Source organism: Streptomyces sp. NPDC050085 (assembly GCF_044460595.1).
GTDB lineage: Bacteria > Actinomycetota > Actinomycetes > Streptomycetales > Streptomycetaceae > Streptomyces.
In genome coordinates, this window is the sequence record NZ_JBITJZ010000007.1 from 329,797 (window position 1) to 351,292 (window position 21,496).

23 protein-coding genes are annotated in these 21,496 nt (G+C 71.7%); 9 read left to right on the forward strand and 14 right to left on the reverse strand.

Annotation, left to right across the window (positions count from 1 at the left end):
* The first annotated feature begins 26 nt into the window (after nt 1-26).
* A complete protein-coding gene (locus ACIBUY_RS26795) occupies nt 27-902 on the forward strand; it encodes a universal stress protein (RefSeq protein ID WP_365565839.1) in 876 nt (291 codons plus the stop codon).
* Nucleotides 903-912: 10 nt separating this feature from the next.
* On the opposite strand, the gene ACIBUY_RS26800 is transcribed toward ACIBUY_RS26795, so the two are convergent.
* From ACIBUY_RS26800 to ACIBUY_RS26815, 4 genes are all read right to left on the reverse strand, one after another.
* Nucleotides 913-1,110, reverse strand: a complete 198-nt coding sequence (locus tag ACIBUY_RS26800) for a ferredoxin (RefSeq protein ID WP_365565837.1) — start codon at nt 1,108-1,110, stop codon at nt 913-915.
* Between the two features lie 5 nt (nt 1,111-1,115).
* Complete coding sequence (locus ACIBUY_RS26805) at nt 1,116-2,348, reverse strand: cytochrome P450 (protein ID WP_399153954.1); 1,233 nt, start codon at nt 2,346-2,348, stop codon at nt 1,116-1,118.
* A 386-nt stretch (nt 2,349-2,734) separates the two neighbouring features.
* Complete coding sequence (locus tag ACIBUY_RS26810; protein ID WP_399153955.1) at nt 2,735-3,535, reverse strand: family 1 encapsulin nanocompartment shell protein; 801 nt, start codon at nt 3,533-3,535, stop codon at nt 2,735-2,737.
* Nucleotides 3,536-3,538: 3 nt separating this feature from the next.
* The gene (locus ACIBUY_RS26815) at nt 3,539-4,528 is read right to left on the reverse strand and encodes a Dyp-type peroxidase (protein ID WP_365565834.1); all 990 of its coding nucleotides are present in this window, start codon (nt 4,526-4,528) and stop codon (nt 3,539-3,541) included.
* Nucleotides 4,529-4,835: 307 nt separating this feature from the next.
* Between ACIBUY_RS26815 and ACIBUY_RS26820 the strand changes: the two genes are divergently transcribed.
* From ACIBUY_RS26820 to trpS, 3 genes are all read left to right on the forward strand, one after another.
* On the forward strand, nt 4,836-5,876 hold the full coding sequence (locus tag ACIBUY_RS26820) for an NAD(P)-dependent alcohol dehydrogenase (RefSeq protein ID WP_399153956.1): 1,041 nt from the start codon (nt 4,836-4,838) through the stop codon (nt 5,874-5,876).
* 136 nt (nt 5,877-6,012) lie between these two features.
* Nucleotides 6,013-7,236 (forward strand): cytochrome P450, encoded by a 1,224-nt coding sequence (locus tag ACIBUY_RS26825; RefSeq protein WP_365565831.1) that lies wholly within the window; start codon nt 6,013-6,015, stop codon nt 7,234-7,236.
* Between the two features lie 180 nt (nt 7,237-7,416).
* On the forward strand, nt 7,417-8,490 hold the full coding sequence (gene trpS / locus ACIBUY_RS26830) for a tryptophan--tRNA ligase (RefSeq protein ID WP_399153957.1): 1,074 nt from the start codon (nt 7,417-7,419) through the stop codon (nt 8,488-8,490).
* Nucleotides 8,491-8,520: 30 nt separating this feature from the next.
* Here trpS and ACIBUY_RS26835 read toward each other — a convergent pair whose 3' ends face one another.
* From ACIBUY_RS26835 to ACIBUY_RS26860, 6 genes are all read right to left on the reverse strand, one after another.
* Nucleotides 8,521-9,768 (reverse strand): cytochrome P450, encoded by a 1,248-nt coding sequence (locus ACIBUY_RS26835; RefSeq protein WP_365565829.1) that lies wholly within the window; start codon nt 9,766-9,768, stop codon nt 8,521-8,523.
* Nucleotides 9,765-10,382, reverse strand: a complete 618-nt coding sequence (locus ACIBUY_RS26840; RefSeq protein ID WP_399153958.1) for a GTP-binding protein — start codon at nt 10,380-10,382, stop codon at nt 9,765-9,767. Before ACIBUY_RS26840 ends, ACIBUY_RS26835 begins: the two co-directional genes overlap by 4 nt.
* Nucleotides 10,363-10,725 (reverse strand): DUF742 domain-containing protein, encoded by a 363-nt coding sequence (locus tag ACIBUY_RS26845; protein ID WP_365565826.1) that lies wholly within the window; start codon nt 10,723-10,725, stop codon nt 10,363-10,365. Before ACIBUY_RS26845 ends, ACIBUY_RS26840 begins: the two co-directional genes overlap by 20 nt.
* On the reverse strand, nt 10,722-11,141 hold the full coding sequence (locus tag ACIBUY_RS26850; RefSeq protein ID WP_365565824.1) for a roadblock/LC7 domain-containing protein: 420 nt from the start codon (nt 11,139-11,141) through the stop codon (nt 10,722-10,724). The genes ACIBUY_RS26845 and ACIBUY_RS26850 overlap by 4 nt, the downstream gene beginning before the upstream one ends.
* Before the next feature lie 101 nt (nt 11,142-11,242).
* Entirely contained in the window at nt 11,243-12,889 is a 1,647-nt protein-coding gene (locus ACIBUY_RS26855) for a sensor histidine kinase (RefSeq protein WP_399153959.1), read from the reverse strand.
* A gap of 358 nt (nt 12,890-13,247) precedes the next feature.
* On the reverse strand, nt 13,248-13,439 hold the full coding sequence (locus ACIBUY_RS26860) for a hypothetical protein (RefSeq protein ID WP_399153960.1): 192 nt from the start codon (nt 13,437-13,439) through the stop codon (nt 13,248-13,250).
* 337 nt (nt 13,440-13,776) lie between these two features.
* On the opposite strand from ACIBUY_RS26860, the gene ACIBUY_RS26865 reads away from it, so the two are divergent.
* Nucleotides 13,777-14,307, forward strand: coding sequence for a GNAT family N-acetyltransferase (locus ACIBUY_RS26865; protein WP_399153961.1), 531 nt, complete (start codon nt 13,777-13,779; stop codon nt 14,305-14,307).
* A 58-nt stretch (nt 14,308-14,365) separates the two neighbouring features.
* Here the strand turns inward: ACIBUY_RS26865 and ACIBUY_RS26870 are convergent, their stop codons facing one another.
* The gene (locus ACIBUY_RS26870) at nt 14,366-15,517 is read right to left on the reverse strand and encodes an ROK family transcriptional regulator (RefSeq protein ID WP_365565819.1); all 1,152 of its coding nucleotides are present in this window, start codon (nt 15,515-15,517) and stop codon (nt 14,366-14,368) included.
* A gap of 191 nt (nt 15,518-15,708) precedes the next feature.
* On the opposite strand from ACIBUY_RS26870, the gene ACIBUY_RS26875 reads away from it, so the two are divergent.
* Entirely contained in the window at nt 15,709-16,911 is a 1,203-nt protein-coding gene (locus ACIBUY_RS26875) for a Gfo/Idh/MocA family protein (RefSeq protein ID WP_399153962.1), read from the forward strand.
* A gap of 6 nt (nt 16,912-16,917) precedes the next feature.
* On the opposite strand, the gene ACIBUY_RS26880 is transcribed toward ACIBUY_RS26875, so the two are convergent.
* Both ACIBUY_RS26880 and ACIBUY_RS26885 read right to left on the reverse strand, forming a co-directional pair.
* Nucleotides 16,918-17,199 carry a zinc-ribbon domain-containing protein gene (locus ACIBUY_RS26880; protein ID WP_365565816.1) on the reverse strand — a complete coding sequence of 94 codons (282 nt, stop codon included), beginning with the start codon at nt 17,197-17,199 and terminating at the stop codon, nt 16,918-16,920.
* A 78-nt stretch (nt 17,200-17,277) separates the two neighbouring features.
* Nucleotides 17,278-17,919, reverse strand: a complete 642-nt coding sequence (locus ACIBUY_RS26885) for a MerR family transcriptional regulator (protein ID WP_365565814.1) — start codon at nt 17,917-17,919, stop codon at nt 17,278-17,280.
* Between the two features lie 68 nt (nt 17,920-17,987).
* On the opposite strand from ACIBUY_RS26885, the gene ACIBUY_RS26890 reads away from it, so the two are divergent.
* From ACIBUY_RS26890 to ACIBUY_RS26900, 3 genes are all read left to right on the forward strand, one after another.
* Complete coding sequence (locus tag ACIBUY_RS26890; RefSeq protein WP_365565813.1) at nt 17,988-18,467, forward strand: DUF4188 domain-containing protein; 480 nt, start codon at nt 17,988-17,990, stop codon at nt 18,465-18,467.
* 101 nt (nt 18,468-18,568) lie between these two features.
* Nucleotides 18,569-19,060 carry a peptidylprolyl isomerase gene (locus ACIBUY_RS26895; RefSeq protein WP_365565811.1) on the forward strand — a complete coding sequence of 164 codons (492 nt, stop codon included), beginning with the start codon at nt 18,569-18,571 and terminating at the stop codon, nt 19,058-19,060.
* Nucleotides 19,061-19,263: 203 nt separating this feature from the next.
* Complete coding sequence (locus ACIBUY_RS26900) at nt 19,264-20,592, forward strand: S28 family serine protease (protein ID WP_399153963.1); 1,329 nt, start codon at nt 19,264-19,266, stop codon at nt 20,590-20,592.
* Between the two features lie 37 nt (nt 20,593-20,629).
* Here the strand turns inward: ACIBUY_RS26900 and ACIBUY_RS26905 are convergent, their stop codons facing one another.
* Nucleotides 20,630-21,454, reverse strand: a complete 825-nt coding sequence (locus tag ACIBUY_RS26905; RefSeq protein ID WP_365565807.1) for an SAM-dependent methyltransferase — start codon at nt 21,452-21,454, stop codon at nt 20,630-20,632.
* Between the last annotated feature and the right edge of the window lie 42 nt (nt 21,455-21,496).

Genomic DNA, 21,496 nt, shown 5'->3' on the forward strand with positions numbered 1-21,496 from the left:
CCGACAGCCGACCAGGAGGAGGGGCCATGACCCGGCCGATCACCGCGGGAGTGGACGGATCACCCGAGAGCGCGGCCGCGGCCGCCTGGGCGGCGCGCGAGGCCGTGCGGCGCGGCCTGCCGCTGCGCCTGGTGCACGTGGGCACCCCCGCGCCCGAGGCGCTCGCGCTCGCCGCCGACGACGACGCCCGGGCGCAGTGGGCCCGTGACCTCCTCGCCGACGCCGAGCAGGAGATCGCCGAGCACCATCAGGGGCTCGCGGTCACCACCGACGTCCTCGACGACGACGCGGCCGCACCCGCCCTCCTCCAGGCGGCCGCGGACGCCGAGCTGCTCGCGCTCGGCTCGCGCGGCCACGGCCCGCTCGTCGGTTTCCTGCTCGGCTCCGTCGGCCAGCAGGTCATCGCGGGCACCGAGCGGCCCGTCGTCCTCGTGCGCGCGGGCGACAAGCCGAGCGCCGAGGCAGCGGGGCACGACGTGGTCGTCGGACAGGAGGGCGAACCGCAGGACAGCGCCGCCGCCCTGGAGTTCGCCTTCACCACCGCGGCCGCCCGCGGCGCGAGGGTGCGGGCGGTGCGCGCCTGGAGCCTGCCGCCCGTCTTCGCCTACAGCCCTGCCTCGCTCGAGCTCCTCGACGAGTCCGGCGGCCTCGAACCGTACGAGAAGAAGGCCCTCGCCGAGGCCCTCGCCCCGTGGCGCGAGCGCTTCCCCGACGTGCCCGTCGTCGAGCACGTCGAGATCGGCAGCGCGGGCCAGGTCCTGCTGTCCGTGGCCCCGCAGGCCCAACTGCTGGTCGTCGGGCGCCGCGCCCGCCGCACCGCCGTAGGCGCCCGCATCGGCTCCGTCGCCCACGCCGTGCTGCACCACGCACCGTGCCCGGTCGCCGTGGTGCCGCACGTCTGAGGGGCCCGGATCAGCCCTCGGCGAGGGACACCGCGCCCACCGGGCAGGCCCGCACCGCCTCCTGGACCAAGGGGTGCTCCCCGGCCCGCTCGGCGCGGCCGGGGAGCACCTCGCTGAAGCCGTCGTCGTCCTGCGTGAACACGTCCGGCGCCGTCAGCGCACACATGCCCGCGCCCACGCACCGCTCCTTGTCGATCTCGATCCGCACGGCGCTCACCACCCCACGGGCAGTTCGAGCATGCCCTGGATCGTGTCGCCCGGCTTGAACGGGATCTCGTCGGCGGGCGCCGCGAGCCGCAGCCCCGGCAGTCGCGCGAAGAGGGTGCTGAGCGCGATCTCCAGCTCGGCGCGGGCCAGGTTCTGGCCCAGGCACTGGTGGATGCCGAAGCCGAACGCGAGATGGTGGCGCGCCGAGCGGTCCCAGTCGAGGCGCGCGGGCGCCGCGAACGCCTCGCCGTCCCGGTTGACGAGCGACGTGGAGAACACGACGCCCTCCCCGTCCCGGATCCGCTGCCCGGCCACCTCGATGTCCTCGGTCGCCACCCGCAGCAGGCCGTCCGCGATCGACAGGAACCGCAGCAGCTCCTCGACGGCGACCGCCGTCGTGGTGTCGCCCGCCCGCAGCGCCGCCAGCTGCTCGGGGTGGCGCAGCAGCGTGAACGTACCGAGGGAGATCATGTTCGCCGTCGTCTCGTGCCCGGCGACGAGCAGGATCACCGCGAACGCGATCAGCTCGTCGCGCGACAGCGGCTGTCCGTCCGCCCCCTCGCGGTGGATCAGCTCGTCGAGCAGACCGTCGCCCGGAGTGTGTCGCTTGCGGTCGATCAAGTCGCCCAGGTAGCCCTCGAGTTCGTCCCTCGCGCGCTCCACGTCCGCGACCGCGGGACCGCGCAGCAGCCGTCGCGAGGCCGATTCGAAGAAGTCGTGGTCGGTGTACGGGACGCCGAGCAGGGCGCAGATCACCATCGACGGCACCGGCAGGGCGAATGTCCCGACCAGTTCCGCCGGCGGGCCCTGGCGCTCCATCGCGTCGAGGAGGCCGTCCACGGTCCGCTGGATCTGCGGGCGCAGCGCGGAGATCCGCTTCAGCGAGAAGCTCGGGATCAGCATGCGGCGCTGGGCGTTGTGCTCGGGGTCGTCGACGCCGAGCAGCGCCACCCGTCGCGTGCGCACCTTCGCGAACCGCTCGGTCGGCGACGGGAAGCCGGGGTGCTCGCGCACGGATGACAGCCGTGGGTCGGTGAGCAGTTCGCGGGCGAGCGTGTGCCCGGTGACGACCCAGACCTCGCGGCCGTCGTAGAGGGTGACGCGGCCCAGCGGGCCCGCCTCGCGCAGCGGCGCGTACGCGGTGGGCGGGTGGTAGGGGCAGGCGCGGTCCTGGGGGAAGGGGATCGGGGTGTGGGGGTCGGGGTCCTGGCGGGCCGGTTCCGTCGTGGACTGGGTCATGGATCGGATCGCCTCGCAGTACTCGTTCGTGTGCGCGGAGCGGATTGTTCCGCCCTCTCGCCATTGGATGCCCCCGGCATCTATCGGGTCGACGGGAAGACCGGCCAGTTCCTCCGTACGGCGCATGTGGCCGGTGCTGTTCGCACACGGGGACGTCTTCGGGCATCGGCTCAGCTCGGGCGGATGCGGGGAGGGCCGCGGCGGCATCGACGCGGCCGGGATCGGATCACGCGCGCGACCGGAATCGTGCCGTCCCCCAAGGCGTCGGATGCGTCCCCCGGTGCGCCTGACCTCGCCGCGCGCATCGCCACGCAGGACGGAACGGGCCACGTGGTCAAGGCAGTTGAACGCCTCGCGCGTCCCTGAGGGCCTGTCCGTGAGCGGGCTTACACCTGCAGCGCCACCACGGCCTCGTCCGTGTACGGCAGGAACGTCAGCGTCTGGTGGAAGTACAGCTCGATGCCGCTCCCGTCGTGCGCCGTGTACCCGATCGCCAGGTCCTCGCCGAGCCGCAGCTCGAAGTCGCCGCCGCGGGTGGACAGGACGCACGCGCCGTTCAGCGCCGGGGCCCAGATCAGCTCGCCGTCGAGGATGCGGCTCAGGTGGTTCGCGATCGGGTAGCCGTGGTCGGAGGTTTCGCTGACCGCGGTGTACGCGTCCGCGCCCAGCAGCAGCGCGTACGGACCGTCGACTCCCGCCAGACGCAGCGCGGTGAGGGCGCGGCTGACGGTGTCGGGGTAGTCGCGCGGCTCCGCGGGCAGGCTCAGCACCGGGTTCGAGGAGCGGGCCCGCAGACCGGCGATGCCCGCGGCCTCGTACCCGTCGAAGACCGCCTGGTCCTCGGCGAACGCCATGGCGCGGGCGGCATCCTTCACCGGCTGCCAGTCGGAGTCCTGCGCCCCGCGCTCCACGTCGTCGACGGCCTCGCGGCTCACGGTGAACGGCACGCGCAGCTCCACCAGCGGCTGCACCCCGCGCAGCCGCGCCGTCACGCCGGGCGCGGGCGGCGTGATGTCCGCGAGGTGCCCGGTGCCGACGGCGGCGAGCTCGGCGCCGCCGGGACCCGTGACGTCGACGACGCGCCGCCCCGCCACGTGGCGCTGGAACGTGCGCGCCGCCTCCTCCTCGATCTCGGCCCAGGCGGCGGGCGTGATCGGGGCGAGTTCCCGGTGCAGGTTCGTACTCATGGCTCAGGCTCCTTTGAGGCTGCCGATGCCCAGCGACCCGACGCGGACGGCGGCGGTGTCGGCGGACGGCGGGTCGGGCAGGTCGTCGAGGAAGTCGGCGCTCGGCACGTGGAAGAGGCACCCCGTCAACGCCGTCGAGAAGTCGAGGATGCGGTCGTGGGTACCGGGCGGATCGCCGAGGAACATGTTGCGCAGCATCCGCTCGGTCACGTCCGGCGTACGCGCGTAGCCGATGAAGTACGTGCCGAACTCGCCGCTCCCGAGGCTGCCGAACGGCATGTTCTCGCGCAGGATCTGCCGCTCGGTGCCGTCCTCGTCGACGATCGTGTTCAGCGCGACGTGCGAGTTCGCGGGCTTCACGTCATCGGCTAGCTCGACGTTGGCCGTCTTCGTGCGGCCGATCACCTTCTCCTGCTCGTCCGAGGAGAGCGCCTCCCAGGCCGCCATGTCGTGCACGTACTTCTGCACGATCACGTAGCTGCCCCCGCGGAAGGCCGGGTCCTCGTCGCCGATGTGCACGGCGGCCGCGGCCGCCCGCCCGGTCGGGTTCTCGCTGCCGTCGACGAAGCCGAGCAGATCGCGCTCGTCGAAGTACGTGAAGCCGTGGACCTCGTCGACGACGGTGACGGCGGACCCGAGCCGGCCGACGATCAGCCGGGCCAGCTCGAAGCAGAGGTCCATGCGCCGCGCCCGCAGATGGAACAGCAGGTCGCCCGGGGTGGCCGGGGCCAGATGGCGGGGGCCGGCCAGCGCCTGGAAGGGGTGCAGCTCGCGCGGTCTCGGCCCCGCGAAGAGGCGGTCCCAGGCCGTCGAGCCGATGCCGGTGACACAGGTCAGGCCGTCGTCGGGGGAGCGGAAGGCGACCGATCGCGTGAGCCCGGCCAGGTCCCCGAGCGTGGCGCGGACGGCGTCCTCGCCGCCGGGCGCGACGGTGACCACGAGGAAGACCGCGGCCTTCGCGGGCGGGGTGAGGACGGACTGCGGCTCGACCACGAGTGCTCCCGGAACCGAGGGGCTGCGACATCTGGCTTTTGTCACCCTATGGGCAGTGCGGGAACGCGGCATGTGCGGCTGTTCCGCCCATGTGTCCGACCTCACGGGGTCGGATCCGAAGCTGTGTACGGAGCACGGTTGGTTCGCTGTTAAACTTATGCGCAAGGCCCCGACCGTTCTCCCCCGTACGGTCGGGGTCCTTTTTTGTCTCGTGACGCATGTCCCACCGAGACATGTGTCCCGTTGGGACGTGACGGGGTTACGGTGGAGGGGCGGGGGTCCGCGAGAGCGACGAAGGAGTCGAGCCATGAAGGCACTTCAGTACCGGACCGTCGGGGCAGCACCCGAGGTCGTCACCGTTCCCGATCCGGAGCCCGGCCCGGGGCAGGTCCTCCTGAAGGTCACCGCCGCCGGCGTCTGCCACTCCGACATCGCCGTCATGAGCTGGCCCGCCGAGTCCTTCCCGTACGAGCTGCCGCTGACCCTCGGCCACGAAGGCGTCGGCACGGTCGCCGCCCTCGGTGCGGGGGTGACCGGTCTCAAGGAGGGTGACTCCGTCGCCGTGTACGGCCCCTGGGGCTGCGGCACCTGCGCCAACTGCGCGCAGGGCAAGGAGAACTACTGCCTGCGCGCCGACGAGCTCGGCATCCGTCCGCCCGGGCTGGGCGCCCCCGGCTCCATGGCCGAGTACATGATCGTCGACGACCCGCGCCACCTCGTGCCCATCGACGGCCTCGACCCCATCGCCACCGTGCCGCTCACCGACGCGGGCCTGACCCCGTACCACGCCATCAAGCGCTCGCTGCCCAAGCTGGTGCCCGGCTCGACCGCCGTCGTCATCGGCACCGGCGGCCTCGGTCACGTCGCCATCCAGCTGCTGCGTGCGATGACCGCCGCCCGCGTCGTCGCCCTCGACGTCACCGAGGACAAGCTCGCCCTCGCCCGCACCGTCGGCGCCCACGAGGCGATCCTGTCGGACGCCGGTGCCGCCGCGAAGGTGCGCGAACTGACCGGCGGGCGCGGCGCCGAGGCCGTCTTCGACTTCGTCGGCGTGCAGCCCACCGTCGAGACCGCGGGCGCCGTCGCCGCGATCGAGGGCGACGTGACCATCGTCGGCATCGGCGGCGGCACCCTGCCGGTCGGCTTCGGTGCGACGAACTTCGAGGTCAGCGTCACCGCTCCCTACTGGGGCAGCCGCGGCGAGCTCATCGAGGTCCTCGACCTGGCGCGGGCCGGCGCCGTCTCCGTGCACACCGAGACGTTCTCGCTCGACGAGGCGCCGCACGCGTACGAGCTGCTGCACGACGGCAAGATCAACGGGCGGGCCGTGATCCTGCCGAACGGCTGACATCGGCCGCACGGGAGTCGGTTTTCGGCCACGGAGATCGTGCAGTGCTCAACTGACGGCGCGGAGGGGGCTGTTCCGGGTGACAGGTGATCAATAGCCTGGCCCCGATCGCCCGTTCACCCACTCAGGGAGCTCCATGACCACCGCGCAGGTCCCCGACATCCTCTCGCCGGAGTTCGCCGCGAACCCCTACCCCGCGTACCGCGTGATGCGCGAGTCCGCGCCCCTCATCCGGCACGAGGCGACGCAGAGCTGGATCGTCTCGCGGTACGCGGACGTGGAACGCGTCTTCAAGGACAAGGAGGCGCAGTTCACCACCGACAACTACGACTGGCAGATCGAGCCCGTGCACGGCAAGACGATCCTCCAGCTCAGCGGCCGGGAGCACGCGGTGCGCCGGGCCCTGGTCGCACCGGCCTTCCGCGGCAGCGATCTGCAGGAGAAGTTCCTGCCGGTCATCGAGGCCAACTCCCGTGAGCTGATAGACCGGTTCAGGGACACGGGCACCGCCGACCTCGTCGGCGACTACGCCACCCGCTTCCCGGTCAACGTCATCGCCGACATGCTCGGCCTCGACAAGGCCGACCACGCCCGCTTCCACGGCTGGTACACCGCCGTCATCGCCTTCCTCGGCAACCTGGCGGGCGACCCCGAGGTCGCGGCCGCGGGCGAGCGCACCCGCGTCGAGTTCGCCGAGTATATGTTCCCGATCATCCGCGAGCGCCGCGACAACCTCGGCGACGACCTGCTGTCCGCCCTGTGCGCCGCCGAGGTCGACGGCGTGCGGATGAGCGACGAGGACATCAAGGCCTTCTGCAGCCTGCTCCTCGCGGCCGGCGGCGAGACCACCGACAAGGCCATCGCCAGCATCTTCGCCAACCTGCTCGTCAACCCCGAGCAGTTGGCCGCCGTGCGCGAGGACCGCTCGCTGATCGCCCGCGCCTTCGCCGAGACGCTGCGCTTCACCCCGCCCGTCCACATGATCATGCGGCAGTCCGCCGTCGACGTGGAGGTCAGCGGCGGGACCATCCCCGCCGGAGCCACGGTCACCTGTCTCATCGGCGCCGCCAACCGGGACGAGAACCGGTACAAGGACCCCGACCGCTTCGACCTCTTCCGCGAGGACCTGACGACGACCACGGCGTTCTCGGCCGCCGCCGACCACCTCGCCTTCGCCCTCGGCCGGCACTTCTGCGTCGGCGCGCTGCTCGCCAAGGCCGAGGTGGAGACCGGGGTGAACCAGCTGCTCGACGCCATGCCCGACCTGCGCCTCGCCGACGGCTTCGACCCCGTCGAGCAGGGTGTGTTCACCCGCGGCCCGCAGTCGCTGCCCGTCCGGTTCACACCGGTCGGGGCCTGACGCGGCCACGTCGAACGGTGTACGCTTTTCTCATGCATCGTTCTTCGTGTCTGAGCTGGTGGCGCCTCACCTAGAGGCGGCCGCAGTCATGCACGTAAAGGGCCGTCCCCGGACGGCCCTTTCTTCTTCCCCGCGGAAGTCGTGCCGTCCCGAGGGCGCCCGTGACCCACGGGAGAGATCATGAGCAGCACCCCGGCCGACACCCTCGGCACGTCCGCCGCACAGGCCCGCAGCGCCGAGCTGGAGAAGCAGATCGCCGAGGACCCCGGACGCTTCCGGGTGCTCACCGGCGACCGGCCCACCGGACGCCTCCATCTCGGGCACTACTTCGGCACCCTGCACAACCGCGTCAGACTCCAGGACCTGGGCGTGGAGACGTTCGTGCTCGTCGCCGACTATCAAGTGCTCACCGACCGCGACGTCGCCGAGAACCTCACCGAGTACGTGGAAGAGCTCGTCCTCGACTATCTGGCGATCGGCATCGACCCCGAGCGGTCCACGATCTTCGCGCACAGCGCCGTGCCTGCCCTCAACCAGCTGCTGCTGCCGTTCCTCAGCCTCGTCTCCGTCGCGGAGCTGAACCGCAACCCCACGGTGAAGGACGAGATCGCCCACTCCCGGCAGTCCGCCGTCAGCGGCCTGATGTTCACCTACCCCGTCCACCAGGCCGCCGACATCCTCTTCTGCAAGGCGAACCTGGTGCCCGTAGGACAGGACCAGCTGCCCCATCTGGAGATCACCCGGACCGTCGCCAGACGCTTCAACGACCGCTACGGCAACGGCACTTCGGTCTTCCCGCAGCCCGACGCCCTGCTCTCCGATGCGCCGCTGCTGCTCGGCACCGACGGCGGCAAGATGAGCAAGAGCCGCGGCAACGCCATCTCCCTGTCCGCCACCGCCGACGAGACCGCACGCCTGCTGCGCGGCGCCAAGACCGACGCGCACCGGCACATCACGTACGACCCCACGGGCCGCCCCGAGGTCTCCTCGCTCGTGCTGCTCGCCGCCCTGTGCGAGGGCACGGACCCGGCGCGGGTCGCCGAGGAGATCGGGGACGGAGGCGGCGCGGCCCTCAAGCGGCGCGTCACCGAGGCCGTGAACGAGTACCTCGCGCCGATCCGCGCCCGCCGCGCCGCCTACGCCGAGGACCGCCGCCTGGTCAGGGACGTGCTGCGGGTCGGCAACGAGCGGGCGAACGCCGTCGCCGACGCCACGCTCAAGGACGTACGCGCCGCGATGCACGCCACCTACTGACCGAAAGGGGGCCGCCCCGGGAGGGGCGGCCTACTGCACGACCGGCGTGAAGCTCACCGGCAGCGACGTGAGGCCTCGCATCCAGATCGAGGGGCGCCAGGTCAGCTCCTCCGGCTCCACCGCGAGCACGAGGTCGGGCAGCCGGTCCAGGAGCGTCTCCACCGCCGTGCGCGCGATGACGTCGGCCAGCAGGGGAGCGGGGTAGGGGCAGCGGTGCTCCCCGTTGCTGAACGACAGGTGCGCCGCGTTCTCCGCGCCCACCTGCGACTCCGGCCAGATCTGCGGGTCCGTGTTCGCGGCCGCGAGCCCGAGGACCAGACAGTCGCCCGCCCGGATCTGCCGCCCGCCGAGCTGCGTGTCGCGCACCGCCCACCGGCCGATGAAGTTCTGCGTCGGCGTGTCCAGCCACAGCACCTCGTTGAGTGCCTCGCCGACGCTCAGGCGCCCGCCCGACACGTTCAGGGCGAACCGCTCGTCCGTCAGCAGGAGCCGCAGCGTGTTGCAGATCCAGTTCGCCGTCGGCTGCTGCGCCGCCGCGATCACCGAGATCAGGTCCTGCACGATCTCCTCGTCGGTCAGCCCCGCCGGATCGAGGATCATCCGCGAGGTGACGTCGGCGCCGGGACGCTCCCGCTTGTCCTTGACCAGGCGCTGGATCCGCTCGCCCACACGGACGTACGCGGCCACCGGGTCGTCGCCCTCGGCGGCGTCCAGAGAGATCCGCAGGTCGTCCACCAAGTCCTGGGTGTCCGTGCCGAGTTGGGGCATGCCGCACATCTGCACCGCCGCGCGCATCGGCAGCGCGTGCGCGTACGCCGCCATCAGCTCCGCCTGGCCGCTGCCCGCGAACACGGAGATCAGCCGGTCGGCGATCTGCGCACAGTCGCGGGCCAGCTCGAACTGGTCGACCTGCTCCAGGGCGTGCGTGATCACCCCGGCCCGCCGCTGGTGCTCGGGCCCCTCCGTGAACAGCACCGACGGCTGGTAGCCGACGAACGGCATCAGCGGCCAGTCCTCGGGGATGTGCTCCCACTGGTTCCAGCGCCGCGAGTCCCGCGCGAACAGTTCGTCGTGCGCGGTGACGTAGCTGACCTCGGAGTAGCCGAGCACCAGCCAGGCCGGGACGCCCCCGTCGAGCAGCACGGGCGCGACCGGGCCGTGCTCCCGGCGCAGCGCGCGGTACAGCTGCGACGGCGTCTGCTGGTACTGCAGACCGCTGAGCGGGACCGCGCCCGCGTGCGCGGGGCAGCCGGCCGGTGGGGTCTTCTGTTCCGTCACGGTGTCGTCTCCCGGGCCATGGCCCGTGTGTAGAGGTGGTCCACGAGGGTGATCAGGACGTCCTTGCCCGACGATCTGACCCGGGCGTCGCAGTCGACCATCGGTACGTGCTCGGGCAGGGCCAGGGCCTGGCGGATCTCGTCGAGCGAGTGCCGCACCGGCTCGTCGTCGAACCGGTTGACCGCCACCACGAAGGGGGTGCCGTGGTGCTCCAGGCGGTCGATCGCGTACCAGGAGTCGTCCATCCGGCGCGTGTCGACGAGGACGACCGCGCCGAGCGTCCCGGAGAACAGGCGGTCCCACAGGAACCAGAACCGCTCCTGCCCCGGCGCCCCGAACAGGTACAGCACCATGCGGTCGTTGAGGCTGATGCGGCCGAAATCGAAGGCGACCGTGGTCGTGGTCTTCGCGGCCACCCCGGTCGTCTCGTCGACGCCCACACCGGCCTGGGTCATGACCTCCTCGGTGTTCAGCGGCCTGATCTCGCTCACCGACCGGACGAGGGTGGTCTTGCCGACCCCGAACCCGCCGACCACGACGATCTTGAGGCCGGTGTCCGCGGCGGCGCCGAGCGGCGTGCGGCGCACGGGCAGGTCAGAGGTTGCGGAGCCCATGGAGCACCTCCTTGAGAAGGGCGGAGTCGGGGAGCGCGGCGACGGACGCCGCGGCGCGCGGATGACGGGCGGTGACCTTGCCGCCGGCCAGCAGATCGCCGAGCAGGATGCGCACGACGGTGATCGGCAGCTGCAGCTCGGCGGCGAGCTCCACGACGGCCGTCGGATGCCGGCACAGCTCGAGGATGCGTACGTGCTCGGACTGCATCCCCGCGACGGGCTCGCACTCGCTGACCACGAGCGTCACCAGGTCGAACGAGGTGTCGTCGGCGCGGCTGCGGCCCCCCGTCACCGTGTACAGCCGGTCCGGGGCGCCGGTGTCCACCGGCCGGCGCGGCGTCACGAGGCGCCGCCCCCCGCGGCGGGCGTGCGCGGCTCGGCCCGCAGGTGCTCCCCGATCTGCTCCACCAGCTCGGTCATCTGGTGGCCGACCACGCCCGGATCGGCGTCCTCGGACGCGACGACCGCGAGGTGTGCGCCCTCGCCCGCGTCCACGATGAACAGCAGCCCGCCGTGGAACTCGGTCATCGAGTGCCGTACGCCGCCGGTCCCGTCGCCGAACTCCACCGATGCGCCCTGCGCGAGCGCCTGGATGCCGGAGCAGATCGCCGCGAGCTGGTCGGCCCGGTCCAGGTTCAGGTGCTCGCTCCAGCACAGCTTCAGTCCGTCCCGGGACAGGACGAGCGCGTGCCGGGTGCCGGGAGTGCGCTCCAGCAGGCTCTCCAGGAGCCAGGTCAGGCTGGTGTCAGTCGTCTGCATGGCGGGGTCGGGCGGGGCTGACTCCGGCGCTGCCGGACACCGCCCGTGCCTCCAATCTCACGGTGTAGAGCGGGGGTTGGGGGTCCTTCGGGCGGCGCGGCCTACTCGGGCCGGTCGCCGTCCTTCGCCTTGCGGGCACGGTGGAAGGCGCCGAAGCGGGCGCCCGCGTCCCGGGCCGGCCGCTCGGCACGTTCGGTGTCGGCCTCGGCGGCCGACCGCTCGCGGCCCTGTTCGGCAGCGGCCATGGTCCGGCCGGGCGGGCGCACCGGCAGCCCGTTGGGCGTCGCCGCGGCGGGCTGCGGGACCGGCGTGTCCGCGACGGCGGGGGAGCCGGGCCCTTCGGAGTCGGCGGCGCGCTCGTGCGTCTCCGCCGGGGCGGGCCGGGCGGCGGGCAGCGGCTGCGCGATGATGTCCCGCTGCTGGGCCAGGAGTTGGGGCGGCAGCAGGACGACGACGCCGGTGCCGCCGCGCGAGGACGGGCGGAAGTTCACGTCGATGCGGTACTTCGCGGCGAGCCGTCCCACGACGGCGAGCCCGAGCCGGGTGCCCTGCAGCGACGCCAGGTCGGTGACCTGCCCGGACACCGCCTGCTCCGCACGGCGCATGGCCGCGTCGGCCATCTTCAGGCCGCTGTCCTCGATCGTCACGACGAGCCCCGCCGAACGCTCCTCGACGTACACGTGCACCTCGTCGATGGGCGGCGAGAAGTTCGCCGCGTTGTCCATCAGCTCGGCGAGCAGGTGCATGACGCCCTCGGCCGCGAACCCGGCGATCGCCGCGTCCGTCGCGCAGTGCAGCCGCACCCGCTGGTAGGCGGCGATCCGGCCGACGGCGCCGCGCAGCACGCTCTCCATCACGATCGGCCGGTTCCAGGCGCGGCTGGAGCGGCCGCCCATGAGCAGCGCCAGCCGGTCGGTCATCAGGCCGAGTTGGGACGTGGAGTGGTCGAGTCGCAGCAGATCCCCGAAGACCTCCTCGCCGTGCCGTTCCTGCATCCCGCGCAGATCGGCCAGCATGCTGACGGACTTGGCCTGGACGCGGCTCAGGGCCTTGGCGGACGCGGCCTGGGCGGCGGCCGCGCGGCGCTCGCTCAGTGCCAGTTCCCGCAGGAACGTCTCGGCCGGAACCCTCAACACCGGGGTGTCGGGCAGGGCCAGCTCGGCGAGGACCGTCTCGGCCGAGCTGCCCTCGCGCAGCCGCGCCACGGCGGCCGGGAACGTCTCGCCGGTGAGGTGGTCGAGCTCGGCCGCGGCCCGCTCCAGTTCGCCGCGCGCCGCGTCGCGTTCGGCCGCCGCGTGCGCCGCTTCCCGTACGGCCGTCTCGACGGTCGCGGTGAACTCCTCCATGACGCGGCGCAGATGGGGGTCGGAGGGAGTGGCGGCCGGGGTCGCGCTCGCCGTCTCGCGCAGCTGGCGCACGACGCCGGGCAGCGTCACGTTCACCAGGTGCGCCGCCTCCGCCGCCTGCTGGGTCAACTGCCCCTGTGCCTGGGCGAGTTCCCGGGCCGTGCGAGCGGTGGCGCGCCGGGCCCGGCCGATGAGGGCCAGGGCCACGACCACGGTGACGGCCAGGCACACCCAGGCGGTCAGGGCCGTCCACACGGCCCAGGTGCGGGCGGCGTGCGGGGCGAGAGCGGCCGCGGCACCGGCCGCGGCCGCCGCCGCCACGAGCACGGCGAGCGCCACGCCGAGCGAGGTTCGCCCCGCCCGGGCTATCGCGTGCGGGCTGGGGGGTGCAGGCACTGACATTCCGCGGTCCCTCGGTCCTTGAGTGCGGGAAGCGACGCGCCGACCGGTCGTGTCGGCTGCGGATCCGGTCGTCGGGCGTCGAAGGGGACGTCGATCTTCCGGACCGTTACGAGCGCTCATGCTAGTCATGCCGCGTGCCGAACAGGTCGGACAAGTAGGGCAGTTGACCCCGTCGGTAACTTCGTCGCGAAGTCGCCGCTGCCCGCCCATGCCGTGCTACGGCCTCGGTCGCGCCGCCGGCCCGTACGAACACCGAGGTCGGCGGTGCGAAGGCAGGACCCCAGCCAGGAGTGCCGTACACCTCCCGTCGCTCCCCGAGAGCATCAACTCGTCTGAGATCGAAGGGTTTCGGCCATCATCAATCCGCCGCGACGATCTCCCAGCGGCCCACTGCCTCGTACCGGGAGTCGTAGATCGCCGAGCTGTCGCCGATGGTCAGCGCGAAGTGGTGGAGGTTGCCGCCCCAGTACCGCAGGATCCGGCCCAGTTCGCTCGCCGCGTCGCCGTCGAATGCCGTGTCGCCCATGTCGACTTCGAGAAGGAATTTCATGCCTTCCACTGTGTCATTGAACTCCCGCTTGAGACTTTTGCGGCTTCGGGGCCGCGGCGGCCGGACCGCGCGCGAAAGTCTCCAGGAGTGATGCATGCCCCCGCCGATCCCGGGCATCAGAGGGGAGAGACAGCTCAAGCAGCCCCACCCCCCCCCGGGCGCTCGAGCCTGTGGCCCCGCCGCCTCCTCCCCCCCTGTGAGGCGACGGGGCCTTTTCCTGCCCGCACGCCCCTGCCGTGTCCCGCGGTGCCCGTAGGGTGGGCTCCATTGATCAACCGGCCTGTGTCAACCGGGCCACGGGGCAGGGGAGTCGGGGATGACCGAGGCAGGACCTGAAGTGGCACTGAGACCGGTGTACGAGGACGATCTGCCGGTCCTCGAACGGTTTCTGACCGACCCCGAGGTGGCGACCCCCTTCCAGTGGTTCGGCTGGAAGGATCCCTCGCTGTTCCGCCGCCGCTGGCAGGAGGACGGACTGCTCGGCGAGGACGGCGGGCAGCTCATGGTGGCGTCCGGCGCACAGGCGCACGGCTTCGTGGCCTGGCGCAAGCAGTTCTCCTCGCGCACCAGCCAGTACTGGGTCGTGGGCATCCAGCTGCTGCCCGAGTCGCGCGGCCGCGGCATCGGCACCCGCGCCCAGGAACTGCTGGTCCGCCACCTCTTCGCGCACACCCAGGTGCAGCGCATCCAGGCCGACACCGACGTGGACAACGTCGCCGAGCAGCGGGCCTTGGAGAAGGCCGGCTTCACCCGCGAGGGAACCCTGCGGGACTTCGTCTTCCGCGACGGCCGCTGGCGCGACTGCGTGCTCTACAGCATCCTCCGCGGCGACCTGGCCGAAGATCCCGCCGAGGGCGCGTCCGCCTGAGGGGTGCGTGCCTGAAGGGCACCTGCCTGAGGCGCGTCCGCATGAGCCGTGGTCGCCCCTATCCGCCCGGCGTCGCTCCCAGCACCAGCACCTGGATCGCCAGCACGGCCGCCCCGCGCGCCCACGCGTGGAAGTCGGAGACCTCGGTCTCCAGGATCACCGGTTCCGCGCCGGGCGGACGCCGGGCGCGGACCGTCGCGGTCACCACGTCGCCCGCCACGTCCATCAGGCCGACGCCCTCCCCGGCGAGCAGGATCTTCTGCGGCAGCGCCAGGTCCGCGATCTGCGCCACCATCACCCCGAGCGCCCGGGCCGCCTCGCCCACGACCCGGGCGGCCGCCGGTTCACCTGCCGCCGCGGCGGCCAGGACCTCGGCGTAACCGGTGGGCCGCCCCGTGGCCGCCTGGACCTGGTAGCAGATGCTGGGGATGGTCAACAGGGCGGTGGCGCTGCCCCGTTCGCCCTCGGGGGTGAGCGGGCCGCACGGGTCGACGATCCAGTGGCCGCCGAGCCCGCCGCCGCTCGTGCGCACCGGCCGGCCCGCGAGGACGAGCGCGTATCCGATGCCCGCGCCGATGGTCAGCAGCGCGAACCGGTCCAGGCCCCGCCCCGCGCCGAACCAGGCCTGCGCCTCCGCGAGCGCCGTCACGTCGTTGTCGACGACCACCGCGAGGCCGGTGCGGTCCTCCACCAGCTCCGCGAGCGGGACCCCGGTCCAGCCGAGGAAGCGGTTGTCCACGACGCAGCCCCGCTCGCGCACCGGCCCGGCCACGCCGATCCCGATCCCGGCCAGCCGCGGGAAGGCGGACCGGAAGTCCCGGGTCAGATCGGCCAGTACGTCCGCCACCCGGCCCGGCTCGTGCGTGGTGAGCCGCACCGTGCGCCGTGCGACGACCTCGCTGCGCAGCGTCGTGACGACCCCGTGGACCGCGTCGCCGGTGATCTTGAACCCGGCGAAGTGCCGCGAGCCCGCCACCACGTCGAGCGGCTGCGAGGGACGCCCCTGCCGGGCCCGGGCCGGTGCCGCCTCCCCGACCAGCAGTCCCGACTCGATCAGCGGCTTGGTCAGCCGGGTCAGGCTGCCCGCGGAGAGCCCGAGCCGCCGGGCCAGCTCGGCGCGGGAGCGCGGACCGTGCCGGAGCACCTCGATCACGACGGCCCGCTCGCCGGGGCTCAGCGGCGGCCAGCTCTCCTTCGCAGGTGTGCTCATGACCGGAAGAATTGTTCCGCGACGGAAGCAAAGTCAAGAAGCAGGCAGGGAGTTGAGGCCCGATCGTGAGGTGTGCGGGCCTCTTGACGCGGAGATAGTTCCGGCCCAAAAGTAATCGAGGGTCCTCCCTGCGACGTGTACGCCGGGGGATCCACCGCCACGCGCAAGCCGCCACCTGAAAGGGGTCCGCCGTGACCTTCTCGCTGGGCATCGTCGGCGCAGGACAGTTCGCCGGTTCATTCGCGAAGCTGTTCCGCGCGCATCCGGGCGTCGGAGCGCTGTACGCCACCGACCTGCTGGCGGAGCGGGCCGAGGACCTCGTCCGCGCCGAACGGCTGACGGCCACCTTCCCCACGTACGACGCCATGCTCGCCTCGCCGGACGTCGACGCCGTCGCGATCTTCACCCAGCGCTGGACCCACGGCCCGCTCGTCCTGCAGGCCCTGCGCGCCGGCAAGCACGTGTACTCGGCCGTGCCGATGGCGATCACCGAGGACGAGATCGGCGCGATCATCGACGCCGTCCGGGAGACCGGACTGACGTACATGATGGGAGAGACCAGCCAGTACAACCCGGCGACCGTGCACGCCCGCAACCAGATCGCCGACGGCGCCTTCGGCCGGCTCTTCTACGCGGAGGGCGACTACGTCCACGACATGGACCTCGGGTTCTACGCGGCGTACCAGTACAGCGGCGGCGCCGACTGGAAGGCGACGGCCAGCTATCCGCCACTGCTCTACCCCACCCACTCGGTGGGCGGCGTGCTCGGCGCCTGGCAGACGCACGCGGTCAGCGTCTCCGCGATCGGCGTCCCGGACGAGCGCGGCGACGGCGTCTTCGACAAGGACGTCAGCCGCTTCGGCAACGACGTGTCGAACGCGACCGCCCTGTTCGAGGTGGCGGGCGGCGGCTCGTTCCGCACCAACGAGTTCCGCCGGGTCGGCTACCCCTCCCACATCCGGGAGTCCCGCTTCCGCTTCTTCGGCACCGACGCCAGCATGGAACAGCTCGCCACCGTCAGCTTCTGGCAGGACAAGAAGGGGGTCACCGACATCAGTGAACTCCTGGAACCCAGGCCGACGTTGGCCCCCGACGACGCCTCGCTCGCCCACATCGCGCCCGAGCTGCGCGCCGCCTTCACCTCGGGCTCGGCGCCCGTCCACGACCGCACCCGGCTGCCCCGCGTCTTCGACCACATGCCGAACGGACACGAGGGCAGCCACCACTTCCTCGTCGACGACTTCGTGACCGCCGTCGCCACCGGCGGCCAGCCGCCGGTCAACGCCTGGACGGCCGCCCGCTACACCCTGCCCGGCATCGTCGCCCACGCCTCGGCGCAGCGCGACGGAGAGCGCCTGCGCATCCCCGACTTCGGCGACGCGCCCCGGAGCTAGCGCGGGTCAGCCCTGGTGGTGCTGCTGCGGGTGCGCGGCACCACCCTGCGGCGCCGCGGCCGGCACCAGCATGGCCTCCGCCTGCTCCTTGGGCACCTGGTGCTCGATGCCGCAGAACGTGCACTGCGTACGGAACTTGGTGGAGATCGGGAACAGCGGGATGAAGAACAGCGTGAACTTCGTGACGTACTTGCGCAGCGTGTGCGCCGAGGGATTGCCGCAGTTGCCGCACACGAACGTGAGTATCGCGAGCTGGAGGACATAGCCCCGCGTACCGAAGATGATCATCCCTGGTCCCTCCCGGTCCATGGCCACCGCCGAGAGTCCGGGGCCAGGGCGCCATCGTAGGCAGGCGTACGGCCGCTCTCACAAGCCGTATCGACGCGTGGAATGCTCTTCCTGCGCGAGGCGGCGCAGCGCGAGCAGCAGCGGCTCGAACAGCACGGCCGCCGCGACCACCAGCTCGGCCTTCTCCGCGTCGCCCTCCAGGTCCTCGATCCGCTCCATGTCGAGCCGTGCCACCTCGTCCATCTGCCGCGCGTACGCCAGGAGGACCTCGGGGTCGCTCGCGTACCCGAGCCGGACCACCGTGGTGACGGTGGTGACCAGCCAGCGGTAGCTGGGGGACAGGGCGCCGATCTCCCGCGCGTGCTCCCAGCCCACCGCCTCGAGGCACCGGTCGACCACCTCGGTCACCTCCCGCACCAGGGGATCGTCGGCAGGCGCCTCGGGCGGCTGCGGCAGCGCCCACATCGCGGCGCCGAGGCGGAACGTCGTACCGAGGGTCTCGTCGTCGACGTGCGCGAGCACCTCCCGGGCGGTCGCCACCGGCACCCCGCCGATCTGGATCAGGGCGCGCACCAGATTGAGCCGCCGCACGTGCGCCTCGTCGTAGTCCGCCTGTGTCTTGCTGATCCGCCGCCCCGGCGGCAGCAGTCCTTCGCGCAGGTAGTACTTGATCGTGCCGACCGGCACCCCGCTGCTCGCGCTCAGTTCCGCCAGCCGCATCTCTTGTGCCCCTTCTTGGAAAGTGCCACTATCCAATCACGCGAACAGACCGTGAAACAGGGGGAGTTGTGGCGCAGAAGCTTCAGACAGGACGGACCACAGCGGCCGTCGAGTCGGACGTCGTCGTCTTTCTCATCGGCATGCGGATCAATCACTTCTGGGCTGTGCACCGCTGGCTCCCGGTGGCCTGTGCGATGCCCATGATGCTCCGTGAGCTGGGCAAGGACCGCGGCCTGGGTCTGCTCAACTTCTTCCTCGGCACCGCGAGCCCGCGCACGTACTACGTCGTCCAGTACTGGGAGTCCAAGGAGAAGCTGCTCGCGTACGCCGCCGCGTCCGACAAGCGCCACCAGCCCTGGTGGGCCCGGCTGAACCGGTACGTCCGCAAGAGCGGCGGGCACGTGGGCCTGTGGCACGAGACGTACGCCGTGCCCGGCGGCTCGTACGAGACGATCTACTTCGACATGCCCGCCCACGGCCTGGGCAAGGCGTACGGGGTCCGCTCGCTGGCCGACGGGGTGCAGGCCAGGGACCGCCTTCGGGTCTGAGCCGGTCACGCAGCGCAGCGACGCGGTCGCGGATCGTACCGACACGAGCGCTTTCCCGGGCCGAATCGGCATTCCGGCGCTCGTGATGAAAGGATTGCGGCATGGCAATCAAGACCTACTTCGACATCACGATCAACGACGAGCCCGCCGGGCGCATCACGTTCAACCTCTTCGAGGACGTCGTCCCGAAGACCGCGGAGAACTTCCGCGCGCTGTGCACGGGCGAGAAGGGCTTCGGCTACGCCGGCTCGTCCTTCCACCGCGTCATCCCGCAGTTCATGCTCCAGGGCGGCGACTTCACCGCCGGCAACGGCACGGGCGGCAAGTCCATCTACGGCGAGAAGTTCGCCGACGAGAACTTCCAGCTCAAGCACACCAAGCCGGGCCTGCTGTCGATGGCCAACGCGGGCCCGAACACCAACGGCTCGCAGTTCTTCATCACCACCATCGTCACCGACTGGCTGGACGGCAAGCACGTCGTCTTCGGTGAGGTCGAGGACGGCATGGAGCTCGTGAAGAAGATCGAGTCCCTCGGCTCGCGCAGCGGTGCCACCGCCGCGAAGATCACGATCTCCGAGGCCGGCCAGCTCTGACCCGGCCCCCTCGCGCACATGGAGCCGGGACCCCCGCCACAGCGGCGGGGGTCCCGGCTCCTGCCGTGTCCGGACGGCCGTCGAAGGGCAGGGGCACAGTAACGGGACAGTAAGATCCCGAACCCAACTCCCCGGCGGGCGAGCCGAGTTAGGGTCGCGCTCACGAACGCGTGATCCACTCACCCCTCGCCCCGGGAGGCCCCGTGCGCCTGCGCACCCTGCCCACGCTGCTGCTGTCCGCCGCCCTGACGGCGGGCGCCCTCGCCGCCACCGCGGCCCCTGCCGCCGCCTCGAACAGCGCCCCGGCGTCCTTCGAGGACCGGCTGCGCGCGATACCCGGCGTCACCGTCACCGGTGTCACCGACAAGGAGGGCTTCCCGCTCTACGACCTGTCGATCACCCAGCCCATCGACCACGACCGGCCCGCCCTCGGCACCTTCCAGCAGCGGTTCACGCTCTGGCACAAGTCCACGGCCAAGCCGGTCGTCGTCTACACCGGCGGCTACGGCCTGTCCTCGTCGACCCGTGAGCCGACCACGATCCTCGGCGCCGGACAGCTCAGCGTCGAGCACCGCTTCTTCGGCCCGTCCGTCCCGGCCGGCGGCACGCCCTGGCAGAAGATGACCGTGCAGCAGGAGGCGGCCGACGAGCACGCCATCGTCACCGCGATCAGACCGCTGTACGACAAGTCCTCGAAGTGGCTCGCCACCGGCGGCTCCAAGGGCGGCATGACCGCGACGTACCACTACCGCTTCTACCCGCAGGACTACGACGGCGTCGTCGCGTACGTCGCCCCGAACGACGCGAACAACAACGACGACAGCGGCTACGAGCGCTTCTTCAAGACGGTCGGCACCCAGGAGTGCCGCGACGCGCTGGCCGCCGTGCAGCGCGAGATGCTCGCCCGGCGCGACGCGCTCCTGCCGAAGTTCGAGAAGACCGCGAAGGACGCCGGGTACACCTTCACGAACACCCTCGGCACCACCGACCGCGCCTACGAGTTCGCCGTCCTGGACCAGGTCTGGAACTTCTGGCAGTCGGGCACGGTCGACAACTGCCCGACCGTGCCCGACGCGAAGACGGTCTCCGACGACGCGCTGTACCAGTGGTCCCTCGACCACGGCCTGTCCATCTACGAGGACTCCACGCTCGGCGCGAACAGCACGGGCCCGTACTACCGGCAGGCCGCCGCCCAACTCGGCTGGGCCGACCTGAAGTTCAAGAACCTCAAGGGCGTGCGCCACTACCCGGACATCTACCAGCCGAACTCCGTGCTCCCCGCCGACATGCGCACCTCCTACAACGGTGCCGTCATCAAGGGCGTCGACCAGTGGGTGCGCACCACGTCGCAGCGCATGCTGTTCGTGTACGGGCAGAACGACCCGTGGAGCGCCGAGCAGTTCACGCCGAGCAGGCGCGACTCGTACAAGTACGTGGTGCCGGGCTCCAACCACGGTGCCCGCATCTCGGCCCTGCCCGCCGACCAGCGCGACGCCGCGACCGCGACGATCAAGCGCTGGGCCGGGCAGTAGGTCCACGGGGCGAAGACGGGCTCTCAGGGGCGCAGGGTCACGCCTTGCGCCCCAGGCCGCCGTACGCGTCCACGGCCGGCCCCTCGAAGGGGGCCGCGTCCGCGTCCGGCCGCCAGTCCGTGACCCGTACGACGCCGGGCTCCACCAGCTCCAGGTCGCCGAACAGGCCCGTCAGGTCGGCGACGGTGCGTACGTGGTAGGGCACGGCGCCGCTCTTGTTGTACGCCTCGGACGCGGCGATCATGGGCTCGCTCGTCGCCGTGCCGTCGCAGATCGCGAGGTAACTCCCGGACGGCAGACCGGACATGAGCCGGGCCACCAGTGACCGTGCCTGCTCCTGGTCGGCGAAGTGCCCCAGCGTGTTGAGGATCATCAGGGCCACCGGCTGCGACAGGTCGAGCGTCTGCCCCGCGGCGGACAGGATCGCGTCCGGGTCGGACAGGTTCGCGTCCAGGTACGCGGTCGTGCCCTCGGGCGTGCTCGTCAGCAGGGCCCGCGCGTGCGTGAGGACCAGCGGGTCGTTGTCGACGTACACGATGCGCGCGTCCGGCGCGACGCGCTGCGCCACCTCGTGGGTGTTGTCGGCGGTGGGCAGGCCCGTGCCGACGTCGAGGAACTGGCGGATGCCCCGCTCCACGGCGAGATGGCGCACCACCCGGCCCAGGAAGTGCCGGCTGGTGACCGCCACGTCGACCAGGCCGGGGAATATCTGCTTGATCTGGTCGCCGATCTCCCGGTCCACCTCGTAGTTGTCCTTGCCGCCCACGAAGTAGTTCCAAAAACGCGCCGAGTGGGGCGTGGTGGTGTCGATGCGGTTGCGGATCTCTGACGCGGCGGCGTATCCGGAACCCTGGTCCGACATGAAGTGCCTCCTGAAGCAAGGGTGTTGAGCCGGGCACGGCTG

Bases quoted from the DNA above. Each gene is read 5' to 3' on its own strand.
- ACIBUY_RS26795 (WP_365565839.1), top strand. From the start codon at position 27: ATGACCCGGCCGATCACCGCGGGAGTGGACGGATCACCCGAGAGCGCG.
- ACIBUY_RS26805 (WP_399153954.1), bottom strand. From the start codon at position 2,348: ATGACCCAGTCCACGACGGAACCGGCCCGCCAGGACCCCGACCCCCAC.
- ACIBUY_RS26810 (WP_399153955.1), bottom strand. From the start codon at position 3,535: ATGAGTACGAACCTGCACCGGGAACTCGCCCCGATCACGCCCGCCGCC.
- ACIBUY_RS26820 (WP_399153956.1), top strand. From the start codon at position 4,836: ATGAAGGCACTTCAGTACCGGACCGTCGGGGCAGCACCCGAGGTCGTC.
- ACIBUY_RS26825 (WP_365565831.1), top strand. From the start codon at position 6,013: ATGACCACCGCGCAGGTCCCCGACATCCTCTCGCCGGAGTTCGCCGCG.
- trpS (WP_399153957.1), top strand. From the start codon at position 7,417: ATGAGCAGCACCCCGGCCGACACCCTCGGCACGTCCGCCGCACAGGCC.
- ACIBUY_RS26840 (WP_399153958.1), bottom strand. From the start codon at position 10,382: ATGGGCTCCGCAACCTCTGACCTGCCCGTGCGCCGCACGCCGCTCGGC.
- ACIBUY_RS26850 (WP_365565824.1), bottom strand. From the start codon at position 11,141: ATGCAGACGACTGACACCAGCCTGACCTGGCTCCTGGAGAGCCTGCTG.
- ACIBUY_RS26855 (WP_399153959.1), bottom strand. From the start codon at position 12,889: ATGTCAGTGCCTGCACCCCCCAGCCCGCACGCGATAGCCCGGGCGGGG.
- ACIBUY_RS26860 (WP_399153960.1), bottom strand. From the start codon at position 13,439: ATGAAATTCCTTCTCGAAGTCGACATGGGCGACACGGCATTCGACGGC.
- ACIBUY_RS26870 (WP_365565819.1), bottom strand. From the start codon at position 15,517: ATGAGCACACCTGCGAAGGAGAGCTGGCCGCCGCTGAGCCCCGGCGAG.
- ACIBUY_RS26880 (WP_365565816.1), bottom strand. From the start codon at position 17,199: ATGATCATCTTCGGTACGCGGGGCTATGTCCTCCAGCTCGCGATACTC.
- ACIBUY_RS26885 (WP_365565814.1), bottom strand. From the start codon at position 17,919: ATGCGGCTGGCGGAACTGAGCGCGAGCAGCGGGGTGCCGGTCGGCACG.
- ACIBUY_RS26895 (WP_365565811.1), top strand. From the start codon at position 18,569: ATGGCAATCAAGACCTACTTCGACATCACGATCAACGACGAGCCCGCC.
- ACIBUY_RS26905 (WP_365565807.1), bottom strand. From the start codon at position 21,454: ATGTCGGACCAGGGTTCCGGATACGCCGCCGCGTCAGAGATCCGCAAC.